This window comes from Pseudomonas sp. R4-84, assembly GCF_054130985.1.
Genome location: NZ_CP096390.1, coordinates 4085003 through 4111155, shown reverse-complemented (window position 1 = coordinate 4111155; position 26153 = coordinate 4085003). Strand labels below are relative to the sequence as shown.

27 protein-coding genes and 1 riboswitch are annotated in these 26153 nt (G+C 61.8%); of the genes, 20 read left to right on the top strand and 7 right to left on the bottom strand.

The window, feature by feature from the left end; genetic code table 11:
- Position 1: 1 nt before the first annotated feature.
- Both purN and purM read right to left on the bottom strand, forming a co-directional pair.
- A complete protein-coding gene (gene purN / locus M1D68_RS18765; protein WP_434560195.1) occupies positions 2-652 on the bottom strand; it encodes a phosphoribosylglycinamide formyltransferase in 651 nt (216 codons plus the stop codon).
- Positions 652-1710 carry a phosphoribosylformylglycinamidine cyclo-ligase gene (gene purM, locus M1D68_RS18760; protein WP_420767450.1) on the bottom strand — a complete coding sequence of 353 codons (1059 nt, stop codon included), beginning with the start codon at positions 1708-1710 and terminating at the stop codon, positions 652-654. Before purM ends, purN begins: the two co-directional genes overlap by 1 nt.
- Before the next feature lie 365 nt (positions 1711-2075).
- Here purM and M1D68_RS18755 point away from each other — a divergent pair, with 365 nt between their 5' ends.
- From M1D68_RS18755 to M1D68_RS18735, 5 genes are all read left to right on the top strand, one after another.
- Entirely contained in the window at positions 2076-3134 is a 1059-nt protein-coding gene (locus M1D68_RS18755) for a DUF2066 domain-containing protein (RefSeq protein ID WP_457968020.1), read from the top strand.
- A gap of 32 nt (positions 3135-3166) precedes the next feature.
- Positions 3167-4240 carry an AI-2E family transporter gene (locus M1D68_RS18750; RefSeq protein WP_457968019.1) on the top strand — a complete coding sequence of 358 codons (1074 nt, stop codon included), beginning with the start codon at positions 3167-3169 and terminating at the stop codon, positions 4238-4240.
- A 169-nt stretch (positions 4241-4409) separates the two neighbouring features.
- A complete protein-coding gene (hda, locus tag M1D68_RS18745) occupies positions 4410-5114 on the top strand; it encodes a DnaA regulatory inactivator Hda (protein WP_420767447.1) in 705 nt (234 codons plus the stop codon).
- 258 nt (positions 5115-5372) lie between these two features.
- Positions 5373-5999 carry a C40 family peptidase gene (locus tag M1D68_RS18740; protein ID WP_420767446.1) on the top strand — a complete coding sequence of 209 codons (627 nt, stop codon included), beginning with the start codon at positions 5373-5375 and terminating at the stop codon, positions 5997-5999.
- A gap of 165 nt (positions 6000-6164) precedes the next feature.
- Positions 6165-6698: a C40 family peptidase gene (locus tag M1D68_RS18735; RefSeq protein ID WP_420767445.1), complete on the top strand. Its 534-nt coding sequence runs from the start codon at positions 6165-6167 to the stop codon at positions 6696-6698.
- An 82-nt stretch (positions 6699-6780) separates the two neighbouring features.
- On the opposite strand, the gene M1D68_RS18730 is transcribed toward M1D68_RS18735, so the two are convergent.
- Together M1D68_RS18730 and M1D68_RS18725 are read right to left on the bottom strand one after the other, a co-directional pair.
- Positions 6781-8091, bottom strand: a complete 1311-nt coding sequence (locus tag M1D68_RS18730) for a PQQ-dependent sugar dehydrogenase (RefSeq protein WP_434675996.1) — start codon at positions 8089-8091, stop codon at positions 6781-6783.
- A gap of 185 nt (positions 8092-8276) precedes the next feature.
- Entirely contained in the window at positions 8277-8861 is a 585-nt protein-coding gene (locus tag M1D68_RS18725; RefSeq protein WP_434560187.1) for a hypothetical protein, read from the bottom strand.
- A gap of 160 nt (positions 8862-9021) precedes the next feature.
- Positions 9022-9231: riboswitch (cobalamin riboswitch) on the top strand.
- An 81-nt stretch (positions 9232-9312) separates the two neighbouring features.
- On the opposite strand from M1D68_RS18725, the gene cobO reads away from it, so the two are divergent.
- The 13 genes from cobO (at position 9313) to M1D68_RS18660 (ending at position 20798) form a co-directional block, all read left to right on the top strand.
- Positions 9313-9924, top strand: a complete 612-nt coding sequence (gene cobO / locus M1D68_RS18720; RefSeq protein WP_420767442.1) for a cob(I)yrinic acid a,c-diamide adenosyltransferase — start codon at positions 9313-9315, stop codon at positions 9922-9924.
- A complete protein-coding gene (locus tag M1D68_RS18715; protein WP_457968018.1) occupies positions 9921-11333 on the top strand; it encodes a cobyrinate a,c-diamide synthase in 1413 nt (470 codons plus the stop codon). The genes cobO and M1D68_RS18715 overlap by 4 nt, the downstream gene beginning before the upstream one ends.
- The gene (gene bluB / locus M1D68_RS18710) at positions 11330-11980 is read left to right on the top strand and encodes a 5,6-dimethylbenzimidazole synthase (protein WP_434675998.1); all 651 of its coding nucleotides are present in this window, start codon (positions 11330-11332) and stop codon (positions 11978-11980) included. The genes M1D68_RS18715 and bluB overlap by 4 nt, the downstream gene beginning before the upstream one ends.
- Positions 11977-12885 (top strand): adenosylcobinamide-phosphate synthase CbiB, encoded by a 909-nt coding sequence (gene cbiB / locus M1D68_RS18705; RefSeq protein WP_434675999.1) that lies wholly within the window; start codon positions 11977-11979, stop codon positions 12883-12885. Before bluB ends, cbiB begins: the two co-directional genes overlap by 4 nt.
- Positions 12878-13870 (top strand): threonine-phosphate decarboxylase CobD, encoded by a 993-nt coding sequence (gene cobD / locus M1D68_RS18700; RefSeq protein ID WP_434607273.1) that lies wholly within the window; start codon positions 12878-12880, stop codon positions 13868-13870. Before cbiB ends, cobD begins: the two co-directional genes overlap by 8 nt.
- Positions 13867-15318, top strand: coding sequence for a cobyric acid synthase (locus tag M1D68_RS18695; protein ID WP_434560177.1), 1452 nt, complete (start codon positions 13867-13869; stop codon positions 15316-15318). The genes cobD and M1D68_RS18695 overlap by 4 nt, the downstream gene beginning before the upstream one ends.
- Before the next feature lie 132 nt (positions 15319-15450).
- Entirely contained in the window at positions 15451-15972 is a 522-nt protein-coding gene (gene cobU, locus M1D68_RS18690) for a bifunctional adenosylcobinamide kinase/adenosylcobinamide-phosphate guanylyltransferase (RefSeq protein ID WP_457970763.1), read from the top strand.
- The gene (gene cobT, locus M1D68_RS18685; protein WP_457968017.1) at positions 15969-17024 is read left to right on the top strand and encodes a nicotinate-nucleotide--dimethylbenzimidazole phosphoribosyltransferase; all 1056 of its coding nucleotides are present in this window, start codon (positions 15969-15971) and stop codon (positions 17022-17024) included. The genes cobU and cobT overlap by 4 nt, the downstream gene beginning before the upstream one ends.
- Positions 17021-17596 carry an alpha-ribazole phosphatase family protein gene (gene cobC, locus M1D68_RS18680; RefSeq protein ID WP_434676001.1) on the top strand — a complete coding sequence of 192 codons (576 nt, stop codon included), beginning with the start codon at positions 17021-17023 and terminating at the stop codon, positions 17594-17596. The genes cobT and cobC overlap by 4 nt, the downstream gene beginning before the upstream one ends.
- Positions 17597-17598: 2 nt before the next feature.
- Positions 17599-18330, top strand: coding sequence for an adenosylcobinamide-GDP ribazoletransferase (locus tag M1D68_RS18675; RefSeq protein ID WP_457968016.1), 732 nt, complete (start codon positions 17599-17601; stop codon positions 18328-18330).
- Positions 18331-18401: 71 nt separating this feature from the next.
- Positions 18402-18806, top strand: a complete 405-nt coding sequence (locus tag M1D68_RS18670) for a MarR family winged helix-turn-helix transcriptional regulator (protein WP_030142382.1) — start codon at positions 18402-18404, stop codon at positions 18804-18806.
- A gap of 52 nt (positions 18807-18858) precedes the next feature.
- Entirely contained in the window at positions 18859-20067 is a 1209-nt protein-coding gene (locus M1D68_RS18665) for an MFS transporter (RefSeq protein WP_457968015.1), read from the top strand.
- 182 nt (positions 20068-20249) lie between these two features.
- A complete protein-coding gene (locus M1D68_RS18660; protein WP_420767432.1) occupies positions 20250-20798 on the top strand; it encodes a glutathione peroxidase in 549 nt (182 codons plus the stop codon).
- A gap of 98 nt (positions 20799-20896) precedes the next feature.
- Here M1D68_RS18660 and M1D68_RS18655 read toward each other — a convergent pair whose 3' ends face one another.
- From M1D68_RS18655 to M1D68_RS18645, 3 genes are all read right to left on the bottom strand, one after another.
- Positions 20897-22174 carry an OmpP1/FadL family transporter gene (locus M1D68_RS18655; RefSeq protein ID WP_434607261.1) on the bottom strand — a complete coding sequence of 426 codons (1278 nt, stop codon included), beginning with the start codon at positions 22172-22174 and terminating at the stop codon, positions 20897-20899.
- 144 nt (positions 22175-22318) lie between these two features.
- Positions 22319-22801: a hypothetical protein gene (locus tag M1D68_RS18650; RefSeq protein ID WP_457968014.1), complete on the bottom strand. Its 483-nt coding sequence runs from the start codon at positions 22799-22801 to the stop codon at positions 22319-22321.
- Positions 22802-23075: 274 nt separating this feature from the next.
- Positions 23076-23300: a hypothetical protein gene (locus M1D68_RS18645; RefSeq protein ID WP_249875763.1), complete on the bottom strand. Its 225-nt coding sequence runs from the start codon at positions 23298-23300 to the stop codon at positions 23076-23078.
- A gap of 901 nt (positions 23301-24201) precedes the next feature.
- Here M1D68_RS18645 and M1D68_RS18640 point away from each other — a divergent pair.
- Both M1D68_RS18640 and rmuC read left to right on the top strand, forming a co-directional pair.
- A complete protein-coding gene (locus M1D68_RS18640; RefSeq protein ID WP_080942569.1) occupies positions 24202-24525 on the top strand; it encodes an SEL1-like repeat protein in 324 nt (107 codons plus the stop codon).
- A 175-nt stretch (positions 24526-24700) separates the two neighbouring features.
- The gene (gene rmuC / locus M1D68_RS18635) at positions 24701-26083 is read left to right on the top strand and encodes a DNA recombination protein RmuC (RefSeq protein WP_445572173.1); all 1383 of its coding nucleotides are present in this window, start codon (positions 24701-24703) and stop codon (positions 26081-26083) included.
- The last annotated feature ends 70 nt before the right edge of the window (positions 26084-26153 follow it).

The window sequence follows — 26153 nt, the reverse complement described above, 5'->3', positions numbered from 1 at the left end:
CCTAGTATCGAATCAAATGGCCGCTGGCGGCGAGCAACTGGCCGTCCAGTGAGGCTCCCCGATCATCGAGGGCCAGCCGGCCTTCGGCAAACCAACGCACAGCCATCGGGTAGATCTGGTGCTCGCGGGCATGGACCCGTTGCGCCAGGCTTTGCGGCGTGTCGTGCAACTCTACCGGTATTACTGCCTGTACGACCAGTGGTCCGCCATCGAGTTCCTCGGTGACGAAGTGCACCGAGCAGCCATGCTCCGTGTCTCCGGCCTCCAGCGCCCGCTGGTGAGTGTGTAACCCTTTGTATTTGGGCAGCAGCGAAGGATGGATATTGAACAGGCGGCCTTGGTAATGACGCACGAAGCCGGCGCTGAGGATGCGCATGAAACCGGCCAATACCACCAGTTGCGGATTGAAGGCGTCGATCTGTTCGATCAACGCGGCATCGAAGGCTTCGCGGCCTTCGTATGCCTTGTGATCCAGGACGCGGGTATCGATCCCTGCGTCCGTGGCACGTTGCAGGCCGTAGGCATCAGCGCGGTTGGAAATCACCGCGCGGATACGGACCGGGCTGTCGCCGGTCCGCGTGCTGTCGATCAGGGCCTGCAAGTTACTGCCGGTGCCGGACAGCAGCACCACCACGTCACAGGTTGCGGACATCAGTGTGCCTTAAGGTTTTGCAGCTCGACTTGCGCAGCGCCTTCGGCCGCGGTGGCGATCTGGCCGATGACCCAAGGCTGTTCGCCTGCGTCACGCAGCACGTTCAGGGCAGTCTCGACGTGCTCCTGGGCCACGCAGATGACCATGCCCACGCCGCAGTTCAACACGCGGTGCATTTCGGTTTCGTCGACGTTGCCTTTTTCCTGCAGCCAGTCGAATACCGCCGGGCGGGTCCAGCTCGCCACGTCGACCACGGCCTGGGCGCCTTTTGGCAGCACGCGCGGGATGTTGTCCAACAGGCCACCACCGGTGATGTGGGCCATGGCCTTGACGGCGCCGGTGTCCTTGATCAGCTTGAGCAGCGGCTTGACGTAGATGCGGGTCGGGGCCATCAGCAGGTCGGCCAGCGGCTTGCCGTCGAGCTGGGTGTTCTCGATGTCCGCGCCCGAGACTTCGATGATCTTGCGGATCAGCGAGTAGCCGTTGGAGTGCGGGCCGGAGGAAGGCAAGGCAAGCAGGGCATCGCCGGCGGCAACTTTCGAGCCGTCGATGATTTCGGCTTTTTCCACGACGCCTACGCAGAAACCGGCCAGGTCGTAGTCTTCGCCTTCATACATGCCAGGCATTTCAGCGGTTTCGCCGCCCACCAGGGAGCAGCCGGACAGCTCACAGCCGGCGCCGATGCCGGTCACGACCTGGGCAGCGGTGTCGACGTTCAGTTTGCCGGTGGCGTAGTAATCGAGGAAAAACAGCGGCTCGGCGCCGCAGACCACCAGGTCGTTCACGCACATGGCCACCAGGTCGATGCCGATGCTGTCGTGCTTGTTCAGGTTCAGGGCCAGGCGCAGCTTGGTGCCGACGCCGTCGGTGCCCGAGACCAGTACCGGTTGCTTGTAGCCGGCCGGGATCTCGCAGAGGGCGCCGAAACCGCCCAGGCCGCCCATGACTTCCGGGCGCGCAGTGCGCTTGGCGACGCTCTTGATGCGTTCGACCAATGCTTCACCGGCGTCGATGTCCACACCGGCGTCCTTGTAGCTCAGGGAAGGTTGCTTGCTCATGATCCAGGCCTTTAAAGGGGGGAATTCTGGGTAACGACCGATCGCCGGGGCCCTTGGATAACCGATGTACGATAATTCCGGATGCCCAGCCATTGCCGGTCTGCGAAGGCGCGCGATTTTATCAGGCTTGTGGGGCAGCGGCCATCCTCGCGCCGACGGGCAGGGTCATATCCGCCAAAAAAACCGATATTTCTTCTGTTGGTACTGCACGGCGCGTCTGTATAAGGTGTAGCGGTAAGCGACTGTGGTTGTGACGGTGTCGAAACTTGCCTCGGGCGGCTGAATGTTTTGCCGGGCGCCGTGTCACAGCCATGCTCAGTCTTCTCCACACGGCCGGTGCCAGCCGTTTTGTCCGGGAATTTTCCATGCGTTTGTTCAAACTCTTGTCTGTTGGCTGCCTGTCGCTGATCAGCCTGGCGAGCCATGCCGAAACCCTCAACAACCTTTATCAGGTACGTGAACCGGTCAGCAGCCAGGCACCGGACGAGCGTAACCAGGCAACCTTGCGAGCGCTGGATACCCTGGTGCTGCGCCTGACCGGCGACACCAAGGCCGCGCAGAACCCTGGCCTGGCGGCGATCCGCAAGGACCCGCAACAAATCATTCTTCAATATGGCTACGACGCCGGCCCGCCGGAAAGTCTGCAGGTGGATTTCGATCCCGCCAGCACCGACCGGGCGTTGCGTTCGGCGGGGTTGTCGCTGTGGGGCGCGAATCGCCCCTCGATCCTGGGCTGGTGGCTCAACGACTCGGTAGAAGGTTCCAGCCTGGTGGGGGATGGACAGGCCAGCGCCACGCCGTTGCGCCGCGCTGCCCAGTACCGGGGCTTGCCGCTGCACCTGCCGCTGGCGGACTTGAGCGAGCAGATTGTCGCCACTGCGCCGAACCTTGAAGGCAACGACCCGGCGCCGTTGCGCGAGGTGTCGGAGCGTTATGGTTCCGACGCGTTGCTGGCGGTCCACGCCAAGGAAGAGGGTGGGCAGTGGCAAGCGACGTGGCGCCTGTGGCTGGGCGACCAGCGCGAGCAGGGCAGTGCCCAGGGCGGCGATTCTGCCGCACTGGCCGACGCCGTGATGTTGGCGGTGAGCCAGCGCTTGGCGCCGCGCTTCGTGGCCAAGCCGGGGGTGGCGACGGAACAATTGCTCGAAGTGCAGGGCATGAACCTCGAACGTTACGCGGCGCTAGGGCGGTTGCTCGAACCGTTCGGTGGGCAGTTGCAGCGGGTCGAAGGCGACGTGATCGTCTACAAGGTCAATGGCAGCGCCGAGCAGTTGAAGGCACAACTGGCCTTGGCGAAACTCCAGGAAGTACCCGCCGGTGAGGTTGTCGCGCCGCCGCCCGTGGCTCAGCCTGCTGCCGATGGAACAATCTCGCCCGCGCAGCCAACACCGGCGCCGACCCCGAACCTGCGGTTTCGCTGGTAGGATTTCTTCCTTTATAGAGTCAGGAGTGGTTCATGGGCGATACGCGGCGTTGGTTCTGGTTGGGTGGGGTCGCCCTGCTGATTGCGTTTATCTACTTGCTGCACCCGATTCTCACGCCGTTCCTGGTTGCGCTGCTGTTGGCCTATCTGTTCGATCCGGTGGTGGATCGCCTGGAAAAACTCGGCTTGTCCAGGACGTGGGGCGTGGTGGCGGTGTTCGCGCTGTTCACCTTGATCGTCAGTGCCCTGTTGCTGATATTGATCCCCATGCTCGCCAAGCAACTGTTGCGCCTGTATGAGCTGGCGCCGCAGATGCTTGATTGGCTGCAACACACCGCGGTGCCTTGGGTGCAGTCGAAATTGGGGCTGGCCGATGGCTTCTGGAAGTTCGACAAGGTCAAGGCGGCCATCAGCGAACATATGGGACAGACCACCGATATTGTCGGTGTGGTGTTGAGCCAGGCCACGGCTTCGAGCCTGGCGTTGATCGGCTGGCTGGCGAATCTGGTGCTCATTCCGGTGGTAGCGTTCTATCTGCTGCGCGACTGGGACCTGATGATGGCCAAGATCCGCAGCCTGCTGCCGCGTCACCGTGAAGAACGCATCATGACGCTCACCGGCGAATGCCATGAAGTGTTGGGGGCGTTCGTGCGCGGGCAACTGCTGGTCATGGTCGCGCTGGGCTTTATTTATGCGGCGGGGTTGATGCTGGTAGGGCTGGAACTGGGGTTGCTGATTGGCATGATCGCCGGATTGGCGGCCATCGTGCCCTACATGGGCTTCGTCATTGGAATTGGCGCGGCGTTGATCGCCGGACTCTTCCAGTTTGGCGGGGACCTGTATCCCATGGTTGGTATCGTGGCGGTGTTCATGGTCGGGCAGGCCCTGGAAGGCATGGTGCTGACGCCGTTGCTGGTGGGTGATCGCATTGGCTTGCATCCAGTGGCGGTGATCTTTGCGATCCTGGCGGGGGGCGAGCTGTTCGGCTTTACCGGGATCCTGCTGGCGCTGCCGGTGGCGGCGGTGATCATGGTGCTGGTGCGGCATATGCACGATCTGTACAAGGATTCGGACATCTACAGCGGCGTTGAAGACCCCGAACTGTAGGTTTAATCCAGGGCGGGACGTCAGGGAAACTGACGCTTCGCTCCCTTGTCGCTGCAAACCTTTGATTTTGCTCGTGGTCCGGCGCATTGTGCGGTCTGCGTCACGGGTATAAACTTTGCAAACTTTACACAGAGGCCACTAATGGTTCCTTTGGAGCCGTTCAGTCAGCATGAAACCGATTCAGCTGCCCCTTGGTGTGCGTCTGCGTGATGACGCCACCTTTATCAACTACTACCCAGGCGCCAATGCCGCTGCACTCGGCTATGTCGAGCGGCTTTGCGAAGCCGACGCTGGCTGGACCGAAAGCCTGATCTACCTGTGGGGCAAGGACGGAGTAGGGCGCACGCACCTTTTGCAGGCCGCCTGCTTGCGGTTCGAGCAGTTGGGCGAGCCGGCTGTCTACCTGCCGTTGGCGGAACTGATGGATCGCGGCGTTGAAATCCTCGACAACCTCGAGCAGTACGAACTGGTCTGCCTGGATGACCTGCAGGCCGTGGCCGGCAAGGCGGACTGGGAAGAGGCGCTGTTTCATTTGTTCAACCGACTGCGCGACAGCGGCCGACGCCTGTTGATCGCCGCATCGACCTCGCCACGGGAATTGCCGGTGAAGCTGGCGGACCTGAAATCGCGCCTGACCCTGGCGCTGATTTTCCAGATGCGTGCGCTTTCCGATGAGGACAAGCTACGGGCATTACAACTGCGTGCTTCGCGACGTGGCCTGCACCTGACCGACGAGGTTGGTCATTTCATCCTCACCCGCGGCACGCGCAGCATGAGCGCATTGTTCGAATTGCTCGAACGCCTCGACCAGGCATCGCTCCAGGCCCAGCGCAAGCTGACGATTCCTTTTTTGAAAGAAACCTTGGGGTGGTGAAAATTTCTTGGACGAGATCTTTTGTGGCGAGGGAGCTTGCTTCCGCTTGAGCGAAGCGCTCACAAAAGGGGCCGCTGCGCCCGAGGCGTCGGACCGGCCCAGCGGGAGCAAGCTCCCTCGGCACCGTTCAAAATGGGCTTAAGCGCTTAGATGTAAACGAAAAACCGAGAAGTCACATTTGCATCGATTGAATTTGCAAATGAGGTTGATAGAAGGCATAGTCTCGCCATCTTTACTACTTCAGCCACGGTCGTGCCCATGCTCAGTCGCTTCGCACCCCTCGTGCCTCTCGCACTCGTTACCCTGTTGTTCGGTTGCGCTGCCCACTCTCCAGTGTCCCAGCAAGCGCAGCAACCCCAAGTCAAGAGTTCTGTAACTGCCCAATCTTCCTCCGTTGCGTTCCAGGAAGAAGTGGCCTCCGATAAAGAGCTGGCAGACTTCGCCGGCAGCAAGCCTTATCAGCTTCCGGTGCTGGCGGACAGCATCCTGGAACGCGGCATGTCCTTGATTGGCACTCGTTACCGTTTTGGCGGTACCTCCGAGGCCGGCTTCGATTGCAGTGGCTTCATCGGTTACCTGTTTCGTGAAGAGGCGGGCATGAACCTGCCCCGTTCCACCCGCGAAATGATCAACGTGAATGCCCCGCTGGTTGCTCGCAACCAGCTTGAGCCCGGCGACCTGCTGTTTTTCAGCACCAATGGTCGTCGCGGTCGGGTCAGTCACGCCGGTATCTACCTGGGCGACAACCAGTTCATCCACTCCAGCAGCCGCCGCAGCGGTGGGGTGCGAATCGACAGCCTGGGCGACAGCTACTGGAGCAAGACCTTCATCGAAGCCAAGCGTGCCCTTGCCATGGCACCGACCGTGGTCACGGCTCGCAAGTAAGCGCACAGTTTGTAGGGCAAACTTAAAGTCTTACTTGAAGTTTGTCCCATAGCCGCTAGAATCCTAGATCATTGATTGATGGCAATCCGCCTGCGTACTACGCGGGCGGATTTGTTTCCATCTCCACGGCAGAAAAGCCGCATCCAGATCAGGATTGTTCCGCATATGTCGACGTCGGCCCGCCTCGTTCTGATTGTTCTTGCCGCGCTGCTCAGCGCCTGCGCCAGTCGCACCCCACCGCCCGCGCCAGTGCGGGCTCCAGTGGTATTCGCGCCCTCCCAGACTTTTTCTCCCGCCGCTGAAGACGTGCTTTTCCGTGCGCTGGGCTTGGTGGGGACGCCCTATCGTTGGGGTGGCAACACGCCGGACTCAGGTTTCGATTGCAGCGGTTTGATCGGCTATGTGTACCGTGACGCTGCCGGGATCTCTTTGCCGCGTTCCACCCGCGAAATGATCAGCATGCGCGCGCCAGAGGTCGGCAAAGATGCGTTGCAGACGGGCGACCTGGTGTTCTTCGCCACCAATGGTGGATCCCAGGTCAGCCATGCCGGGATTTATGTAGGGGAGGGACGTTTCGTCCACGCACCGGCCACTGGCGGCACGGTAAAGCTCGACAGTCTGTCCAAGGCCTATTGGCAGAAGGCCTACCTCGGTGCCAAGCGGGTGTTGCAACCGGAACATCTGGCGCGTAATCCCTGACCCTGACGATTGATTTTTTGCGACGCTGGATCGCTCTTGTGGCGAGGAGCTTGCTCCCTCGCCACGGGGATCGGTTTGAGCGTTAATTTTTCGATACCCGCCAGATCTTGTTCCCTACGTCATCAGCCACCAACAACCCACCTTGTTTATCGATCACCACGCCCACCGGCCGCCCCTGGGCTTTTTCGTCTGCGTTGAGGAAACCGGTCAGCACGTCCACGGGCTGGCCCACGGGTTTGCCGGCATTGAACGGGACGAAGATTACTTTGTAGCCACTGTGGGGCTTGCGGTTCCAGGAGCCGTGTTGCCCGATGAAGGCGCCTTCTGTAAACGGCGCGGGCAATGTGCCGCCTTCGGCGAAGGTCAGGCCCAATGAAGCCGTATGAGGGCCGACGGCATAGTCGGGAGCAATGGCCTTGGCCACAAGTTCGGGATTTTGCGGCTCGACGCGCACGTCGATGTTCTGCCCGTAGTAGCTGTACGGCCAGCCATAAAAGCCGCCGTCCTTCACCGAGGTGATGTAGTCCGGCACCAAGTCGCTGCCGATCTCATCCCGTTCGTTGACCGCCGTCCACAGGGCGCCGCTGCGAGGCTCCCAGGCCAGGCCGTTGGGGTTGCGCAGCCCTGAGGCGAAGATGCGGTGACTGCCGGTGGCCCGATCCACCTCCCAGATGGCCGCGCGGCCTTCTTCCGCGTCCATGCCATTTTCCGCGACGTTGCTGTTGGAGCCGGTCGTGACGTACAACTTGCTACCGTCCCGGCTGGCAATGACGTTCTTGGTCCAGTGGTGGTTGAGGGGGCCGCCGGGCAAATCGACAACCTTGGTGGGTTGCGCCTTTATTTGCGTATCGCCTTCCTTGTAAGGGAAACGGATCAACCGGTCGGTGTCGGCCACATAGAGGTCATTGCCCACCAGCGTCATGCCGAACGGGGAGTTGAGGTTTTCCAGGAAAATCGTCCGGGTTTCGGCGACGCCGTCGTGATTGGCGTCCCGCAGCAGGGTGATGCGATTGGGGCTGGGGACGCCAGCGCCGGCGCGGTCCATGACTTTCTTCATGACCCAGCCACGAATGCCTTGGGTATCGTCGGGCTTGGGGGGAGCGTTGGTTTCGGCCACCAATACATCGCCGTTGGGTAGCACGTAAAGCCAGCGCGGATGATCCAGGCCTTCGGCAAAGGCAACCACCTTCAGGCCTGGGGCCGGGGTTGGCTTGGCGCCGTCCGGCCATCCGATGGCTTCAGCGATGTTCACCGTGGGCATCAGGGTCTTGTTCGGCTCGGGCAGTTTCGGTGACGGGCCGATGCCGTCGGAAACCTGCAATGTCGACGACTCGCCGCAAGCGACAAGCCCTGTAGCAAGGGCGGCGATCAACAGGTGATTTGGCTTGAGCATGCGGACTTCCCTATGAGTGCATGTGATTACTCATAGAGAAGCGTAGACGTGGGATGGTTCAACGGTGGGGCCGCCCGCCTGGCAAACGATTTTCCTGTGGGAGCGAGCCTGCTCGCGAAAGCAGGTCAACCTGGCAGTGAGATGCGGATTGTTCCCCCGTCTAGCGAGCAGGCTCGCTGCCACAATCAACCATGAGCCTGCTTGAACAGCACCGCGACCCCTGGGTGATAGTGTCCGGCCTCGTTGCGCAACTTGCGGTAGGCATAAGGGAAGTACCAGGCCACGGCGCAGGTGTTTTCCTTTTGCAGGTCATCGATCATGTCCTGCAACTCTTCTGGCGTCGCGCTTTGCTGGGCTTTTTGCGGGGCGATGAACAGGCAACCCAGTTTCAGGTCGCTGGCGTAGCTGATCCGCTTGGCGTCGCTGGTGGCTTCCAGCAACGGTTGGGTCAGGTTCAGGTTGTTGACCTTCGGCCAGCGCTGCGTGCTCTGGATGTAGGCGCGTTCATCGCTGCTGGCAATCAACAGATCGGCGCTGACATTACGTTCGCCTTCTTCATTCTGCTTGCGAGTCGCTGCGTCCTGCAGCGTGACCATCTCCGCCATCCAGGCTGCGGCCGACAGCAGACCGAGATTGGCTTTTTCATTGTGCCAATAGGGTGTGTCGTTATCGCCGCGCACGGCGTTGTAGCGGTCGATACAATCGAACCAGCGTTCCAGCACCGGGCGCAGGAATTCCAGTTTCGGATTGCTGATGATCATGCCTTGCATCGCATTTGCCCTCTTGTTCTTGTGATATCGGGTCGTAGTATCTCTTTGATATCACTTGCCGCAGGATCACACAAGATTGACGTCAGCTTATTGATTCCGGCCAATATCCATTGCGCTGCCCATCGCGGCTTTAATTGACGCTCAACCCCCAACCCTCTAACCTTCGCGGCTTGTTTCAGGTGCTCTATGGCAATGGCCGATAGGGTGAAACAGGGAAGCCGGTGCGTGCACACAAACCCGGCGCTGCCCCCGCAACGGTAAATGAGTCAAGGCTGCGTATAGGCCACTGTGTCGCATGACATGGGAAGGCGCACAGCCAGGCGTTACGCCGCTCATGAGCCCGGAGACCGGCCTGATTCATCCAACGGCATCACGGTGGGCGATGCCAGGCTCGTTGCCGTCCTTTTTTATGCCCGCCCGCCGTTATCCAGTCCCAACGGAGAGCTCCCCCATGACCGACACGCCCGATCGCGACGAACGCCACCTGGCGCGCATGCTGCGCAAGAAAGCCGTGATTGACGAGCGCATCGCCAATTCGCCCAACGAGTGCGGCCTTCTGCTGGTGCTGACCGGCAACGGCAAGGGCAAGAGCAGTTCTGCGTTCGGCATGCTGGCCCGGGCCATGGGGCACGGCATGCAATGTGGCGTGGTGCAATTCATCAAGGGTCGCAACAGCACCGGCGAGGAGCTGTTTTTCCGCCGCTTCCCGGAGCAGGTGCGCTTCCATGTCATGGGAGAGGGCTTTACCTGGGAAACCCAGGATCGCCAGCGCGACATTGCCGCCGCCGAAGCCGCGTGGGCGGTGTCCCGTGAGTTGCTCAGCGACCCGTCCATTGGGCTGGTGGTGCTCGACGAACTGAACATCGCCCTCAAGCACGGTTACCTCGACCTGGATCAGGTCTTGAGTGATCTGCAGGCTCGTCCGCCCATGCAACATGTGATCGTGACAGGCCGCGGCGCCAAGCCCGAGATGATCGAGCTGGCCGACACCGTGACCGAAATGGGCATGATCAAGCACGCTTTCCAGGCCGGGATAAAGGCGCAGAAAGGCGTCGAACTGTGAGCCGAGTGTCGACCGCCAGCCGCCATTGCCCGGCGGTCTTGATTGCCGCCCCGGCTTCAGGCCAGGGCAAGACCACCGTCACCGCGGCTCTGGCCCGGTTGCACCGCAACCAGGGGCGCAAGGTGCGCGTGTTCAAGTGTGGTCCCGACTTCCTCGATCCAATGATCCTTGAGCGAGCCAGTGGCGCGCCGGTCTATCAGTTGGACATGTGGATGGTCGGAGAGCAGGAAAGTCGCCGGTTGTTGTGGGAAGCCGCCGCAGAAGCGGACCTGATTTTGATTGAAGGCGTGATGGGGCTGTTCGACGGCACACCGTCTAGCGCCGACCTGGCCCGGCATTTCGGCGTGCCGGTGCTGGCGGTTATCGATGGCACGGCCATGGCCCAGACATTCGGTGCCTTGGCCTTGGGCCTGGCACGGTATCAGCCGGATTTGCCCTTCGCCGGGGTCTTGGCCAATCGGGTCGGCACCTTGCGCCACGCGCAATTGCTCGAAGGGAGCCTGACTGAAGGCTTGCGCTGGTACGGCGCGCTTTCGCGGGAAACCGGCATCGAGCTGCCGAGCCGCCATCTTGGCCTGGTGCAGGCCAGCGAATTGAATGACCTGGACGTGCGTCTCGATGCCGCCGCCGAGGCGCTGGCGGGCAGTTGTGAAGTGGCATTGCCGCCTTCGGTGGAGTTCGCGGCGCCGGAACTGACGGCCGTTGAGCGGTGGCTCGACGGCGTCCGCATCGCCGTGGCCCGTGATGAGGCATTTGCCTTTACTTATGGCGCCAGCCTCGATCTGCTGCAAGCCATGGGCGCGCAGTTGAGTTTCTTTTCGCCGATCCACGACACCCAATTACCCGAGGCGGACAGCCTCTATCTACCCGGTGGATATCCCGAGCTGCACCACGTTGCCCTGGCGCAAAACGCGCCCATGCTGGCGGCGATCCGCGCCCACCATGCATCCGATAAACCCTTGCTCGCCGAATGCGGCGGCATGCTATATCTGCTTGATTCACTCACCGACGTCGACGGCACGCGCGCCGAACTGGTGGGTATGTTGAGCGGCGATGCGCAGATGCAAAAACGCTTGGCGGCCCTCGCGCTGCAATCGGTGGATCTGCCGGAAGGCAACCTGCGCGGGCATACCTATCATCATTCCTTGACCAGCACCACGCTTGAGCCGATTGCCCGTGGGCATAGCCCCAATGGCGGGCGAGGGGCGGAGGCGGTTTTCCGACAAGGGCGGATGACGGCGTCGTACGTGCATTTTTATTTTCCGTCCAATCCGAGGGCGATTGCCGCTTTGTTTGCGCCGGACCGAGAAGCAGCCTTCGCGAACAGGCTCGCTCCCACAGGGGATGGTGTGACCTCCAGTACGATGCCTGCCAGTGTGGGAGCGAGCCTGCTCGCGAATCGGCCATGACAGACAGCACTTTTTCCCAAGCAGAACGCGAGGCCGTCTACCGCGCCATCGCCGAACGCCGAGACATGCGTCATTTCATCGGCGGCAGCGTCGAGCCGCAATTGCTGCGCCGCCTGCTCGAAGCCGCGCACCAGGCGCCTAGCGTCGGGCTGATGCAGCCGTGGCGGTTTCTGCGCATCAGCGATCGCGCCTTGCGCGGTGAAATCCAGAACCTGGTGGAAGAAGAGCGCATTCGCACCGCTGAAGCCCTGGGCGAGCGTAGTGATGAATTCATGAAGCTCAAGGTGGAAGGTATCCACGACTGCGCCGAAGTGCTGGTGGCCGCGTTGATGGACGACCGCGAGCGGCACATTTTCGGTCGCCGGACCTTGCCGGAAATGGACTTGGCCTCGCTGTCCTGCGCGATCCAGAATCTGTGGCTGGCGGCCCGCGTCGAAGGGCTGGGGATGGGCTGGGTGTCGTTGTTCGAGCCCCAGGCCCTGGCCGATCTGTTGGGCCTGCCGGAAGGCGCAAAACCCCTGGCGATCCTGTGCCTGGGGCCGGTCGAGGGCTTTTATCCAGCGCCCATGCTCGCCTTGGAAGGCTGGGCGAAACCGCGGCCGCTCGAGGAACTGATTTATGAAAATCGCTGGGGAGTGCGTCCATGAGCGTAGCGTTGCTCAGTGCCGCCGCGGTGGCGCTGGATGCGTTGCTGGGCGAGCCCCGGCGCTGGCATCCTCTGGTCGCGTTCGGCCGTCTTGCCAATCGTATCGAACAGCGTTTCAACTCCGGTGGACGGGGCTGGCGCAGTCACGGTGTCACGGCGTGGATCATCGCCGTGCTGCCCTTGACGTTGCTGGCCACAGCCTTGTCCTGGGCGCCCCTGGTAGGGTGGCTGGTGGACATTCTCGCGTTGTATTGCGCCCTCGGCTTGCGCAGCCTTGGTGAACATGTCGAGCCAGTGGCCCGGGCGTTGCGCAGTGGCGATCTGGACGAGGCACGCCAGCGGGTGAGTTATCTGGTCAGCCGCGAAACCGCCGAGTTGGATGAAAACGCCGTGGCCCGCGCCGCCACCGAGTCGGTGTTGGAAAACGGCAGCGACGCGGTGTTCGCCGCCTTGTTCTGGTTCGCGGTGGCTGGCGCGCCTGGCGTGGTGTTGTATCGGTTGAGCAATACCCTCGACGCCATGTGGGGTTATCGCAACGAGCGCTTCGAACGTTTTGGCTGGGCGGCGGCAAAGATCGACGACATGCTCAACTATATTCCCGCGCGCCTGGTGGCCCTGACCTACGCGTTGCTCGGCAAGACCCGACTGGCGTTCAGATGTTGGCGCACCCAGGGGCCAACCTGGGACAGCCCCAATGCCGGGCCGGTGATGGCCGCCGGCGCCGGAGCGCTGGGCGTGGAACTGGGCGGCGCGGCGATCTACCACGGCGAGCTGCACCAACGTCCGTCCTTGGGCGAAGGCGTGCCGGCCAGTGCCGATTCCATTGATCGCGGCTGGCAATTGGTGCAACGCGGCGTATGGTTGTGGCTGCTGATTCTCTGCCTCGGAGCCGAGTTTTATGCTTGAGCATGGTGGACGACTGCGCAAGGCTTCCCGGCAATATGGCATTGCCGAGGCCGACTGGCTCGACCTGTCCAGCGGCCTGGCGCCCTGGCCGTTCGACGTTCCGCCGATCCCGCTGCGGGCCTGGGCGCGCCTGCCCGAGGCCGAAGATGGATTGGAGCAGGCCGCCTGCGATTATTACGAAGCGACGCACGTGTTGCCGGTGGCCGGTTCGCAGATGGCCATCCAGCTGTTGCCGCGCCTGCGCCGGGCCGGCAAGGTGGGTGTTTTGTCGCCCTGTTACGCCGAGCACGCCGAAGCCTGGCGCCGCAGCGGGTACATCGTGCGCGAAGTGCTGGAGACGGAAGTCGATTTTTTCCTCGACAGCCTCGACGTGCTGGTGGTGGTCAATCCGAACAACCCCACGGGCCTGAGCCTGAGCCCCGAACGCTTGCTGAATTGGCACGCACGGTTGGCCCAGCGCGGTGGCTGGCTGGTGGTGGATGAAGCGTTCATGGACATGACACCGCATCTGAGCCTCAGCGCCCACGCCCATCAGGTCGGGCTGATTGTATTGCGATCGTTTGGCAAGTTCTTTGGCCTGGCCGGGGTTCGCCTGGGGTTTGTCCTGGCGGAGCGGCGTTTGCTCAAGCTGCTCGCCGAGCAAGTCGGACCCTGGGCGGTGAGCGGGCCGACCCGGGTCCTGGGCGAGGCGTGTCTTCTGGATACCGAGGCCCAGGTTCGTCAACGACAGCGCTGCGAAGAAACCAGCCAACGCCTGGCATCGACGCTGCAACGCTTCGGCTTCAAGCCCCAGGGCGGCTGCGCATTGTTCCAGTGGCTGGTCACCCCGCACGCCCAGGCCCTGTATGAATTCATGGCCCATCGCGGCATTCTGCTGCGCCTGTTCACCCACACCAGCAGCCTGCGTTTCGGGTTGCCCGCCGATGATGCCGGGTTCCTGCGCCTCGAGCAGGCTTTCGAGGCCTACGCCAAGGACATTCGATGACAACCTTGATGGTGCAGGGCACCACCTCCGATGCCGGCAAAAGTACCTTGGTCACGGCGCTCTGCCGTTGGGTTACGCGCCAGGGTGTGAGGGTGGTGCCGTTCAAGCCGCAGAACATGGCGCTCAACAGCGCGGTGACTGCCGACGGTGGCGAAATCGGCCGGGCCCAGGCTGTTCAGGCACAGGCCAGTGGCCTCGAGCCCCATACCGACATGAATCCGGTGCTGCTCAAGCCCAACAGCGATACGGGCGCACAGGTCATCATCCATGGCCGTGCCGTGACCACCATGAACGCGGTGGCCTATCACGATTACAAAGCCATCGCGATGCAAGCGGTACTGGCCTCCCACGCGCGCTTGAGCGCGACATACCCGGTCGTCATGGTGGAAGGCGCGGGATCGCCGGCGGAGATCAACCTGCGGGCCGGGGACATCGCCAATATGGGCTTTGCCGAGGCGGTGGACTGCCCAGTGCTGCTGATCGCCGACATCAATCGTGGCGGGGTATTCGCCCATCTGGTCGGCACACTGGAGTTGCTTTCGCCCAGCGAGCAGGCGCGGGTAAAGGGTTTCATCATCAATCGTTTTCGCGGTGATATCGCCTTGCTGCAGCCGGGGCTGGATTGGTTGGAAACGCGCACTGGCAAACCGGTGATCGGCGTGTTGCCGTATGTAATGGACCTGCACCTGGAGGCCGAGGATGGCCTCGACCAGCGCCAGGCCGACAAGGCTGAACAGGTGCTCAAGGTGGTGGTGCCGGTGCTGCCGCGCATCAGCAACCACACCGATTTCGACCCGCTGCGCCTGCATCCGCAGGTCGACCTGCAATTCATTGGCCCTGGCCAGGCCATCCCGCCTGCCGACCTGATTATCCTGCCCGGGTCCAAAAGCGTGCGCAGCGATTTGGCCTACCTGCGGGCTAATGGCTGGGAAACGGCCATCCAGCGCCACTTGCGCTACGGCGGCAAGTTATTGGGTATCTGCGGCGGTTTGCAGATGCTCGGCCAGCAGGTCCACGATCCGCTCGGGCTGGAAGGCGTGGCAGGTTCCAGCGCTGGGTTGGGCTTGTTGGATTTCGAAACGACCCTGGAGCGCGAAAAGCAACTGCGCAACGTCCGCGGGCGACTGACCCTGGAAGACGCCGAGGTCAGCGGCTACGAAATCCATGCGGGCGTCACCGTCGGCGCGGCCCTGGAACATGCGGCGGTGCGCTTGGACGATGGCCGTTGCGATGGCGCCCAGAGCCGCGATGGACAGATTTTTGGTACTTATCTGCATGGGCTCTTTGAGTCGCCGGCAGCCAGCAGTGCATTGCTGCGTTGGTCGGGTCTGAAGGACGTACAGACGGTGGATTACCACGGCTTGCGCGAGCGAGATATCGAACGGTTGGCGGATTTGGTGGAGCGGCATCTGGACACCGGGCTGCTGCGTGAGCTCTGTGGGATCTAGGGTGGCTGGGCTGGCGTCGTCGCGAGCAGGCTCGCTCCCGCATTGGTCTTGCGGCGCACAGAGATCCTGTGGGAGCGGGCCTGCTCGCGAAGGGGCCGGCACCCACACCGCCTATTTTGAAAGGGTATGAACATGCTCCAACTGATCCTCGGCGGCGCCCGCTCGGGCAAGAGTCGCCTGGCCGAAAAACTCGCCGCGAGCACAGGCTTGCCGGTGACTTACATCGCCACCAGCCAACCCCTGGACGGCGAAATGAACGAGCGTGTCGCCCAGCACCGCGCCCGGCGCCCGGCCGAATGGGCGCTGGTGGAGGAACCGTTGGCGCTGGCGCGGGTGCTGGAAGAAAACGCCGCGCATGATCAATGCCTGTTGGTGGATTGCCTGACGCTCTGGCTCACCAACCTGCTGATGCTTGATGACGCCGACCGGCTGGTCGCCGAGCGTGAAGCGCTGCTGGACTGCATCAGTGCGCTTCCCGGCGAGGTCATATTCGTCAGCAACGAGACCGGCATGGGCGTCGTGCCGCTGGGGGAGTTGACCCGTCGTTATGTCGATGAAGCCGGTTGGCTGCATCAAGCCCTGGCCGAACGTTGTCAGCGCGTCGTGTTCACCGTCGCCGGCTTGCCCCTGACCCTTAAAGGAACTGCGTTATGAATCACCGCTGGTGGCTGGACCCGTGCAAGCCCGTCGATACCCAAGCGCTGGAACAGGCCGCGGCCCGTCAGCAACAGCTGACCAAACCGGCCGGCTCCCTGGGGCGGCTGGAATCGGTGGCGGTGCAAATGGCGGGCCTGCAAGGGCAGGTCAAACCGAACCTCGACCGGTTGTGGGTTGCGATTTTTGCCGGTGATCATGGCGTCGTGGCCGAAGGTGTCTCGGCGTATCCCCAGGAAGTCACCGGGCAGATGTTGCTCAACTTCGTCAACGGCGGCGCGGCCATCAGCGTTCTGACGCGGCAATTGGGCGCGTCCCTGGAAGTGATCGACCTGGGCACTGTAACGCCTTCGCTGAATTTGCACGGCGTGCGCCATTTGAACCTGGGTCCTGGCACGGCGAATTTCGTCCGGGGGCCGGCGATGACCCTGGCGCAAGGCGAACAGGCCCTGCAAGCCGGACGCGACAGCGTGGCGCGCGCGGTCGCGGCTGGAACGCAATTGTTCATCGGCGGCGAGATGGGCATCGGTAATACCACTGCCGCCAGTGCCCTGGCCTGTGCCTTGCTCGACTGCCCGGTGACGCACCTGGTCGGGCCGGGCACGGGCTTGGACGCGGCAGGTATCAGCCGCAAGGCCCAGGTGATCGAGCGGGCCCTGGCGTTGCACGGTGGTGCGAGCGGCGACCCGTTGCAGACATTGTTCAACCTCGGCGGTTTCGAAATCGCGGCGTTGGTCGGTGCGTACCTGGCCTGCGCTCAGCAGGGCGTCGCCGTGCTGGTGGATGGGTTTATCTGCAGCGTAGCGGCGCTGGTGGCGGTGCGGCTCAATCCCGGATGTTGCCCATGGCTGCTGTTCGGTCATCGCGGTGCCGAGCCGGGTCACCGGCACGTGTTGGAAACCCTCGGCGCCGAACCGCTGCTGGACTTGGGCTTGCGCCTGGGCGAGGGCAGTGGCGCGGCGCTGGCGGTGCCGTTGTTGCGCCTGGCCTGTGACCTTCACGGGCAGATGGCGACGTTTGCCGAAGCGGCCGTGGCGGATCGCCCGGCATGACCTTGCGCCTGGACCTGCTGCGTCACGGTGAAACCGAGCTGGGCGGCGGCTTGCGCGGCAGCCTCGACGACGCCCTGACGGCCAGGGGCTGGGAGCAGATGCACGAGGCGGTCGCCCAAGGCGGGCCGTGGGATCGCCTGGTGTGCTCGCCATTGCAGCGATGCGCCCGTTTCGCCGAACAACTTGGCGCCCGGCTTGGCGTTCCGGTGCAGGCGGACAAAGACTTGCAAGAGTTGCATTTCGGCGCCTGGGAAGGTCGCAGCGCGGCGGCATTGATGGAGACCGACGCCGAGGCCCTCGGTCGCTTTTGGGCCGATCCTTACGCCTTCACACCTCCCGGAGGTGAGCCGGTATTAGCGTTTTCGGCGCGGGTGCTGGCGGCGGTCGAGCGCTTGCACCTCGCATATGCCGGTCAGCGCGTGTTGCTGGTCAGTCATGGCGGCGTGATGCGCTTGCTACTGGCCCAGGCCCGGGGGTTGCCACGCGAGCAATTACTGAATGTCGAAGTCGGCCATGGTGCGCTGTTTTCCCTGGCGGTGTCCTCCGGCCCCGTGCTTAGAGAGGCTGGCTGAGCATGTTGCCCTTCTGGATCGCCCTGCAATTTCTCAGCAGCTTGCCGATTCGCTTGCCGGGCATGCCTGAGCCCCGCGAGCTGGGGCGTTCGCTGTTGTTCTATCCCGTGGTGGGGCTGTTGTTCGGCGGTTTGCTGTGGTTGCTCGATGCGCTGTTGGCGGGCGCGCCGGTGATGCTGCATGCCGCGCTGCTACTGATGGCGTGGGTGCTGCTCAGCGGCGGGCTGCACCTGGACGGCCTGGCCGACAGCGCCGATGCCTGGCTCGGCGGTTTCGGCGATCGTGAGCGTACGTTGCTGATAATGAAGGATCCACGCAGCGGGCCGATCGCCGTGGTCACGCTGGTGCTGGTGTTGCTGCTCAAATGGACCGCGCTGGTGGCGTTGATCGAGCAGGGGGATGCGTTGGCCTTGCTCGTTGTGCCGGTGCTGGGGCGTAGCGCCTTGCTGGGGTTGTTCCTCACCACGCCGTATGTGCGTGCCGGTGGGCTGGGCCAAGCGTTGGCCGAACATTTGCCGCGCCGCTCGGGCTGGCAGGTGTTGTCGGCCGGAGCGCTGGGGTGCGTGCTGGTGATGGGATGGGCGGGGCTGTGGACGTTGGCGGTCGCCGTGCTGGTATTTATCGGTTTGCGTCACATCATGCTGCGCAGGCTGCAGGGATGCACCGGCGACACCGCGGGCGCCTTGCTGGAATTGCTTGAAATGGCGGTTCTGGTGGCGTTGGCCTTGAGCTGAATTCCGGCTTGTCGGCGGTCAGGGCCTCATTTAAATTTGCATTCATTTAGTCGCGGGTATATACACGCATCATGCTTCCTTCCCAATGTCTGTGCATCAACCTGCGTCGCGCCGCGCGTGGCGTCAGCAGGTACTACGACGGCGCTCTCGATGGCTTCGGGATCAACGTTGCCCAGTATTCTTTGCTCAATAACCTGGCGCGCCTGGACCAGCCGAGCATTTCGTCCCTGGCCGAGGCCATGGGCCTGGACCGCAGCACCCTAGGGCGCAACCTACGGGTGCTGGAAGGCGAGGGGTTGGTGAAGTTGGCTGAGGGCGACGATTTGCGCAACCGCATCGTTGTGCTCACCGAGGCGGGAAATGCCCGGTTGGCGGCGGCATTGCCGGCCTGGGAAGCGGCACAACAGAAATTGATCGACAAGCTCGGTGCCGAAAAGCGCGCGACCTTGCTGGCCTTGCTGGATGAGTTGGCGTGACGCCGGTTCGTCCGATGATAAGTGGGTATATACCCGCGACCGGAGAATAAGAATGACATCGATGTGGCGTACCTGTGGTTGGGTCCTGGTGGGCAGTGCGCTGATCCTGGCGTTGTCCCTGGGCGTGCGGCATGGCTTCGGGTTGTTCCTGGCGCCGATGAGCGCCGAATTCGGCTGGGGCCGGGAGGTGTTTGCCTTCGCCATCGCTTTGCAGAACCTGATCTGGGGCCTGGCGCAGCCTTTCACGGGCGCCCTGGCGGATCGCTTCGGTGCGGCAAAAGTGGTGTTGATCGGTGGTGTCCTGTATGCGGTCGGCCTGGTCTTCATGGGCATGGCCGACTCGTCCTGGTCGCTGTCGTTGAGCGCCGGCCTGTTGATCGGCATCGGCCTGTCCGGCACTTCGTTCTCGGTAATCCTTGGTGTGGTTGGGCGGGCCGTGCCGCCAGAGAAACGCAGCCTGGGCATGGGTATCGCCAGTGCGGCCGGCTCGTTTGGCCAGTTCGCGATGTTGCCGGGCACGCTGGGGCTGATTGGTTGGCTCGGCTGGTCCGCGGCGCTGTTGGCGCTGGGCCTGCTGGTGGCGCTGATCGTGCCCTTGGTCAGTATGCTCAAGGATGCACCGGCACCCCTGAGCGGCAACGAGCAGACCTTGTCCGAAGCGTTGCGCGAGGCGTGCAGTCATTCCGGTTTCTGGCTGTTGGCGGTCGGTTTTTTTGTCTGCGGTTTCCAGGTGGTGTTCATCGGCGTGCATCTGCCGGCCTATCTGGTGGACCAGCACCTGCCGGCCAGCGTCGGCACCACCGTGTTGGCGCTGGTCGGGCTGTTCAATATCTTCGGCACCTACACCGCCGGCTGGTTGGGCGGGCGCATGTCCAAGCCGCGCCTGCTGACTGGCCTGTACCTGGTGCGGGCGGTGGTGATCGGCGTGTTCCTGTGGTTGCCGGTGACGACGACCACGGCTTATCTGTTCGGCATGGCGATGGGTTTTCTCTGGTTATCGACGGTGCCATTGACCAACGGGACGGTCGCCACGTTGTTCGGTGTACGAAATCTCTCGATGCTGGGTGGGATCGTGTTCCTTTTCCACCAGTTGGGCTCGTTCCTCGGTGGTTGGCTGGGCGGCGTCGTGTACGACCGCACGGGCAGCTACGACTTGATCTGGCAGGTGTCGATTTTGCTCAGCCTGCTCGCGGCTGCGTTGAACTGGCCGGTGCGTGAGCGCCCGGTTGCCCGCCTGCAAGCCCAGGCGGGTGCGGCATGAGCCGCGTCGGCCCATGGTTGATCGCAGCCGGCGCCGCCGCGCTGCTGGCGGTCGCCTGGTGGGGCTGGCGCCAGGGCGGGTTGGCTTTGATGCAGCTGGGCATGGGCAGCTGCTGACGTGTGGACGGCATCGGGCGCGCGGAGTAACGTCGTGGTCTGACAGGCTTACAAGGAAAATCCGACATGATGCGTTGGTTTGCTGTTCCCACCCTGTTGCTGGCTATGACCGGGCATGTATGGGCGGCTGAATGCCCGTCACTCTTGGAGGGTTCGCTGCCCAAGCTGCGGGCCAAGGAAACCGTCGATTTGTGCCAGCGTTTCGCTGGCAAACCCTTGGTGGTGGTCAACACGGCCAGCTTCTGTGGGTTCGCTCCACAATTCAAAGGGCTCGAGGCGCTTAATCAGCGCTATAAAAGTGAAGGGTTGGAAGTGCTGGGCGTGCCGTCCAACGACTTCAAGCAGGAATCCAAGGACGGCGCGGAGACCGCCAAGGTTTGCTACGTCAACTATGGTGTGACCTTTACCATGACCGAACCGCAACCGGTACGGGGCGCGGATGCCATTCCCTTGTTCAAGCACCTGGCCGAACAGTCCAGCGCGCCGAAATGGAATTTCTACAAATACGTCGTGGATCGCCAGGGCAAGGTGGTTGGCAGCTTTTCCAGTCGGATAAAACCCGACGATCCTGATTTCATCAAGGCGGTGGAGACGGCTATCGCTTCCAAACCCTGATCCTCAACCACGAAAAAGCCCCGCTTTCTTTACAGAGAGCGGGGCTTTTTTTTGCTTCAGGTGGCGACCGGCTGTTTATGCCTGCTCGCCGTGGATCATCAGAAGCGGTAGGTTGCGCCGACGCCGAAGCCGTTGGCGCTGTTTTCGTATTCAGCGTTGTAAGCCTGGCCCAGGGCGTTGGCTCTGTTGACGTTGACTTTTTCTTCCTTGAGATAGGAATAGGCCACGTCGATGGTCAGGTCGTCGGTTGGGCTCCAGCCGGCACCCAGGCTGAAGATGGTCCGGTCGCCGGTAGGAATGCGAGGCGAACGGTCGGCGTTGTTGGTCGGCGACTGGTCGAAGGACAGGCCGGTGCGCAGTACCCATTGCTTGTTCAACTGGTAGGAGGTACCGATGGCGTAGGCCCAGGTGTCGTGCCAGTTCTGTTCTTCGGTGATGGTGCCGAAGAGGGTTGGGTTCAATGCGCCGCCGCCGGTGATGTCGTTGTTCACGGTGATGTCTTTCAGGCGGCTCCAGCGAGTCCAGGTACTACCGGCATAGACAGTCCAGGCATCGTTGATTTCCTGGGTTACCGAGAAATCGACCGATTCTGGGGTAGTGATGTCGAGGGAGGCGTCATAACGAGCACCGATGAGAACACCAGGAAACGCGGGGGTGCCGCCTGGGCTCACTTCTGTATGACCATCCAGCTTGTATTTAACCTTGGAGTGGTAGGTGAGGCCGACGCGGGTGGTATCGGTGGCCTGGACCAGCAAACCGATGTTATAGCCATAGCCGATGTCATCGCCCTTGATCTTCACGTCGCCGTTGGAAGAGAACCCAGTGACGTCCAGAGACGACTCTAATGAACCCGAAATCCGGTTGATAGTCGGGCCAAAACCGATCGACACCTTGTCATTGAAGGCGTAGCTGATGGTTGGCTGGAAGGTCACGACCTTCACTTCGCTCTTGCTGCCGAAATTGCGGCCCTGGAAGCTGCTTTCGTAGTCGGTGATCAGGCCGAAGGGGGCGTAGACGCCCAGGCCGAATGCCCATTGATCGTCGATTGGCTTGACGTAGTAGCCCATCGGAACGCCGGTGAACGGGACCATGTCGCCATCGTTCGTACCGGACTGGGTGCCGCTGGCATCGTTGATGTCGGTGGATGCGTCGATGACGGCGAAGCCGCCGGTGACTTGTTGGCGCTTGAGGCGCGACATGCCAGCAGGGTTGCCAAACACGGTGCTCGCATCATCGGCAGAAGAAGAACGACCCGCGAAGCCAGTACCCATGCCACTGATGCTTTGTTCGTTCAAGGCAAAGCCACTGGCGAAAATTTGGGTGGATGCCAAGGTAACGGCAAGGCCAAGGGTGGTTTTGAGCATCATTTTTTTCATTGTTAGAACTCCAGGTGATCACCGGGGCGAAAATTACCAACATTTTTGCCCAAGCGCTATAGCTTGTATGGCTTGATTTAGAGGGGTTTTGTAGGACAATCCGACCAAAATCGTCGCAGTTGTAGGAAGTTTCCTTTTTTCCATTCAGCAAGCGACCTGGTTCAAGGGTGAAACACAGTTTTGCCACGCGCAGGTGAAGTCCCGCAGGCGACCAGTGGGATGAAAAACCTGGCGCCAGATGCGGGCCATGGCGAGCAAATCGTTTGAATCGGGAAGCGGGGTGGCGTGTTCCTCCACCAGCAACCAAGCGATGGCCGTGGCGTAGCGCAAATTGACGGTCAATTCCTGATGAGGGCCGCTCAGGAAAGCATGCTGGCTCGCCAGGCCTCGCACCAGGCTGGCTCGTTCCGGACCCATCGCCAGGTAATCGTCCCACAGGGCTTGATGGCGCGGTTCAGTGATGCGGTACAAGCCGTGCCCACGACGATCGTGCAACGCGGCGCCCAGGCCTGATTGACTGGCGGCGATCCCCAGCAACAGGTTTTCCGCCGTTGTGCTGTGGCTCCCCAGGTAAAGGAGCGTCGGGCGGATCACATAACGACACAGTTCGCTGGCAGCGATACCCATAAAATCCTCGAAACGGGAAATGGGCGGAGCCTGACGGTGTGGGCTTGGCAGCGGGTGGATCGGATCAGGCTCCGCCGAAGCGGATCATGCCGCTCGAGTTGAAGTGTAGTGTCATATCTGCGCTGTAAAGGCCTGTTTTTAAACCATGTTCATCGAACGGTTATGACCGTTATAGCTGTTTGTACTTAAACCGTTGCGCTTTATCGAGAAATGCCGGGCAATAAAAAGCCCCGCGTTTTGGGCGGGGCCTTGGATGCTTCAGTGTCCTGGCGTGTCAGGCAACGAGTGCCTGACGGGTACGCTCGATGACCGCCTGCAGCGGTTCTGCGCTGGAGTACTGGTCGGGATACAAGCGTTCGCTGTGACGGGCGATGCCGTGTTCATTGACCAGCGTGAAGCTGAAGCAGCCTTTGCGAGCGGCCATGATCAGGCAGTTCATTGGAGCAAAGGCGTTGGTTAGGGTGCGGATGGCATCCTGTGTCTGGATTTGATTAGACATGTTATGGGTGTTCCTACAAATGACACGATTAAGAACCGTGCAACGTTAAAACGTTCCAGTAACGTCGACCACCATTGGTCGAACGAAGAACCCGACTGGAACAAAGCAGCCAGTTTGAGCGCTATAAAAGGGCGCGCTTGGGCTGGCAGGTAGGTACTTAGGAGGGCAGGCAACACATCGAGGGCAAAGGTTCTGGGCCCGGGGTGAAGATCCTGATCAATTTGCAGGTTGGTTCGGTCAGAATAATGAGCCTGGCGGCAGCTTCGGATTCGTTCGAAGTGCGCAGCGCGAGCATTACCTGGAAACCATCGAGGGGGGCGGTCTCTTTTTCGGCAGGCTTCCCGTGGGGATAGCTGACCGCTGAGATGTTTCCGACCCGGAATTGACTTTCAGCTTGGTACTAACGCCGCGGATACTATCGAATCAAGCCGCGTTAGGGAAGGCCGTTGGTCAGAAAAATGCCGGTGCTGCCGCTGGGGCGCGAAAGCGGGTAGCGTGTAAAAGTCTGGGATCGGGGCTTTTCCACAGGGTCTTGAGCGCCAGATGCGTCAAAAAAGCGCAGCGATATAACCACTTCAGCTGTTACTTGTACACACTCCTATGGGCCGCTGTCACCGTATTGTCATCTTTGAACAATCCGGGGCGGGTGCCTGCATCCAAAATTTAAGTCAATGAAAAACATCGCTTTTTTTTACTGGTGAAAAAATCGACAGTTTGAGCGCAGGCCCCGTTCCATAGGGCTTGCGGCGAGTTCAGGGTAGGTTGTCCACTGAGTTATCCACAGCTTCTGTGGATTGTCCCAAGCGCTTGCTCTAGAACGGGCGTGCCGGTTTTTTTCGACTTTACCCGTACGAAAAAAGGAGTAGAGTGGCGCGCCTTCCGATCTGTCCCGTAGTGCGTTATGAAGTTTCGCTCAGTATCAAATCCTGTTACCTCCGTACCCTCAGGTGTTACCCCTCCCAAGCGCATATCGATGCGAGTTGCCGAGTGGCTGCTGGACAGCCCGAGCCTGGGAGAGCGTCCCAGCGTCAAGCACCTGGCTGGACGCCTGCTCAAACAACCGGCGCGCGAAGGCGTGGTGGCCGCACAGAGTCGCCTCGGTCAGCTGATGTGCCGCGAATGCGGCAATGCACGGGACCGGCGTATTGGCCAGGACCTGCTGCGCCAGGCCGCGCGGGCCGGCGATCATCGTGCCCGCCAGGCATTGGGCGAGATCGAAGACTGAGCTGGGCAACGCCGGGTTGCTTGGTTAACCTTCGGGCTTTATCTCTTGCGCGGGAATTGTCATGGCGATGGATTTGACCAGCCTGTTGCTTGGCCTGGCAGGCGCTGCGGTGCCGCTGTTGGCATTGGCCTGGCACCTGCAACGCCAGGCAAGCGCGGCACAGACCGAGCTGGCGTTGATGGAAGAACGCCTGGCGACCGCCCACATGGCACACGATGGGTTGAATGCCCAGCTAGATGCCTGCCGCGACGAAATCAGTGACTTGGGCCAGGCCAATGCCGCCAGGCAAGCCGAGCTTGCGGCTGCGTGTCGCGAGGTCGAACTGCTGCAGATCGAGCGTGACAACGCAAGGGACGCGGCGCATGCCTGGAACCTGGAGCGTGCCAATAAGGAAGCTGAATTGCGACGCCTGGATGCCCAGGCTGCTTCGTTGCAGGCCGAATTGCGCGAACAGCAGGAGAGCCATCAGCAGCGCCTGGACGATCTTCAAGGCTCGCGGGACGCATTGCGGGCCCAGTTCGCCGAGCTCGCGGGAAAAATCTTCGACGAGCGTGAACAGCGTTTCGCCGAAACCAGCCAGCAGCGCCTGGGTCAGTTGCTCGACCCACTGAAGGAACGCATCCAGTCCTTTGAAAAACGCGTCGAGGAAAGCTACCAGGCCGAGGCCCGGGAGCGATTTTCCCTGGGCAAGGAACTGGAGCGCCTGCAACAGCTGAACCTGCGCCTGAGCGATGAAGCCACCAACCTGACTCGTGCGCTCAAGGGCCAGAAGACCCAGGGCAACTGGGGCGAGTTGATCCTCGAGCGGGTCCTGGAACATGCCGGCTTGGAGAAGGGCCGCGAATACCAGACCCAGGTCAGTCTCAAGGGGCCGGATGGCGAACGGTTCCAGCCGGACGTATTGATTTATCTGCCCGGCGACAAGCAGGTGGTGGTCGATTCGAAGGTCAGCCTCACGGCCTACCAGCAATATGTGGCGGCCGAAGACAATGCCATCGGCCAGTTGGCTCTCAAGCAGCACGTCGTGTCATTGCGAGCCCACGTCAAAGGCTTGGCCGGCAAGGACTACAAGCGTCTGGACGGTCTGCACAGCCTGGATTTCGTCTTGCTGTTCGTGCCGATCGAAGCGGCATTTTCCGCAGCCTTGCAAGCCGAGCCGAACCTGTTCCAGGAAGCTTTCGACCGCAACATCGTGATCGTCAGCCCGACCACGCTGCTGGCGACGCTGCGGGTGATCGACAGCTTGTGGAAGCAAGAGCGCCAGAGCCAGAACGCCCGGGAAATCGCCGAACGCGCGGGGTGGCTGTATGACAAGTTCGTCCTGTTTATCCAGGACCTGGACGAAATCGGTAGTCGCTTGCAGCAGTTGGACAAAGCCTACAGCGCCGCACGCAATAAGCTGACGGAAGGGCGCGGCAACCTGGTCAGCCGCAGCGAGCAGTTGAAACTGCTCGGCGCCAGGGCGAGCAAGAGCTTGCCTACGGAGTTGCTTGAACGGGCGATGGCGGACGTGGATGGGTTGCCAGAGGAGACCGGCGAAGAAAGCCGGGGTCAGTAGCCTACAAGGTTTGCACCGGACCCCTGTGGCGAGAGAGCTTGCTCCCTTGCCACAGGGGTTTACTTTTTCC

Bases quoted from the DNA above. Each gene is read 5' to 3' on its own strand.
- purN (WP_434560195.1), bottom strand. From the start codon at position 652: ATGTCCGCAACCTGTGACGTGGTGGTGCTGCTGTCCGGCACCGGCAGT.
- purM (WP_420767450.1), bottom strand. From the start codon at position 1,710: ATGAGCAAGCAACCTTCCCTGAGCTACAAGGACGCCGGTGTGGACATC.
- M1D68_RS18755 (WP_457968020.1), top strand. From the start codon at position 2,076: ATGCGTTTGTTCAAACTCTTGTCTGTTGGCTGCCTGTCGCTGATCAGC.
- M1D68_RS18750 (WP_457968019.1), top strand. From the start codon at position 3,167: ATGGGCGATACGCGGCGTTGGTTCTGGTTGGGTGGGGTCGCCCTGCTG.
- hda (WP_420767447.1), top strand. From the start codon at position 4,410: ATGAAACCGATTCAGCTGCCCCTTGGTGTGCGTCTGCGTGATGACGCC.
- M1D68_RS18740 (WP_420767446.1), top strand. From the start codon at position 5,373: ATGCTCAGTCGCTTCGCACCCCTCGTGCCTCTCGCACTCGTTACCCTG.
- M1D68_RS18735 (WP_420767445.1), top strand. From the start codon at position 6,165: ATGTCGACGTCGGCCCGCCTCGTTCTGATTGTTCTTGCCGCGCTGCTC.
- M1D68_RS18730 (WP_434675996.1), bottom strand. From the start codon at position 8,091: ATGCTCAAGCCAAATCACCTGTTGATCGCCGCCCTTGCTACAGGGCTT.
- M1D68_RS18725 (WP_434560187.1), bottom strand. From the start codon at position 8,861: ATGCAAGGCATGATCATCAGCAATCCGAAACTGGAATTCCTGCGCCCG.
- cobO (WP_420767442.1), top strand. From the start codon at position 9,313: ATGACCGACACGCCCGATCGCGACGAACGCCACCTGGCGCGCATGCTG.
- bluB (WP_434675998.1), top strand. From the start codon at position 11,330: ATGACAGACAGCACTTTTTCCCAAGCAGAACGCGAGGCCGTCTACCGC.
- cbiB (WP_434675999.1), top strand. From the start codon at position 11,977: ATGAGCGTAGCGTTGCTCAGTGCCGCCGCGGTGGCGCTGGATGCGTTG.
- cobD (WP_434607273.1), top strand. From the start codon at position 12,878: ATGCTTGAGCATGGTGGACGACTGCGCAAGGCTTCCCGGCAATATGGC.
- M1D68_RS18695 (WP_434560177.1), top strand. From the start codon at position 13,867: ATGACAACCTTGATGGTGCAGGGCACCACCTCCGATGCCGGCAAAAGT.
- cobU (WP_457970763.1), top strand. From the start codon at position 15,451: ATGCTCCAACTGATCCTCGGCGGCGCCCGCTCGGGCAAGAGTCGCCTG.
- cobT (WP_457968017.1), top strand. From the start codon at position 15,969: ATGAATCACCGCTGGTGGCTGGACCCGTGCAAGCCCGTCGATACCCAA.
- cobC (WP_434676001.1), top strand. From the start codon at position 17,021: ATGACCTTGCGCCTGGACCTGCTGCGTCACGGTGAAACCGAGCTGGGC.
- M1D68_RS18675 (WP_457968016.1), top strand. From the start codon at position 17,599: ATGTTGCCCTTCTGGATCGCCCTGCAATTTCTCAGCAGCTTGCCGATT.
- M1D68_RS18670 (WP_030142382.1), top strand. From the start codon at position 18,402: ATGCTTCCTTCCCAATGTCTGTGCATCAACCTGCGTCGCGCCGCGCGT.
- M1D68_RS18665 (WP_457968015.1), top strand. From the start codon at position 18,859: ATGACATCGATGTGGCGTACCTGTGGTTGGGTCCTGGTGGGCAGTGCG.
- M1D68_RS18660 (WP_420767432.1), top strand. From the start codon at position 20,250: ATGATGCGTTGGTTTGCTGTTCCCACCCTGTTGCTGGCTATGACCGGG.
- M1D68_RS18655 (WP_434607261.1), bottom strand. From the start codon at position 22,174: ATGAAAAAAATGATGCTCAAAACCACCCTTGGCCTTGCCGTTACCTTG.
- M1D68_RS18650 (WP_457968014.1), bottom strand. From the start codon at position 22,801: ATGGGTATCGCTGCCAGCGAACTGTGTCGTTATGTGATCCGCCCGACG.
- M1D68_RS18645 (WP_249875763.1), bottom strand. From the start codon at position 23,300: ATGTCTAATCAAATCCAGACACAGGATGCCATCCGCACCCTAACCAAC.
- M1D68_RS18640 (WP_080942569.1), top strand. From the start codon at position 24,202: ATGAAGTTTCGCTCAGTATCAAATCCTGTTACCTCCGTACCCTCAGGT.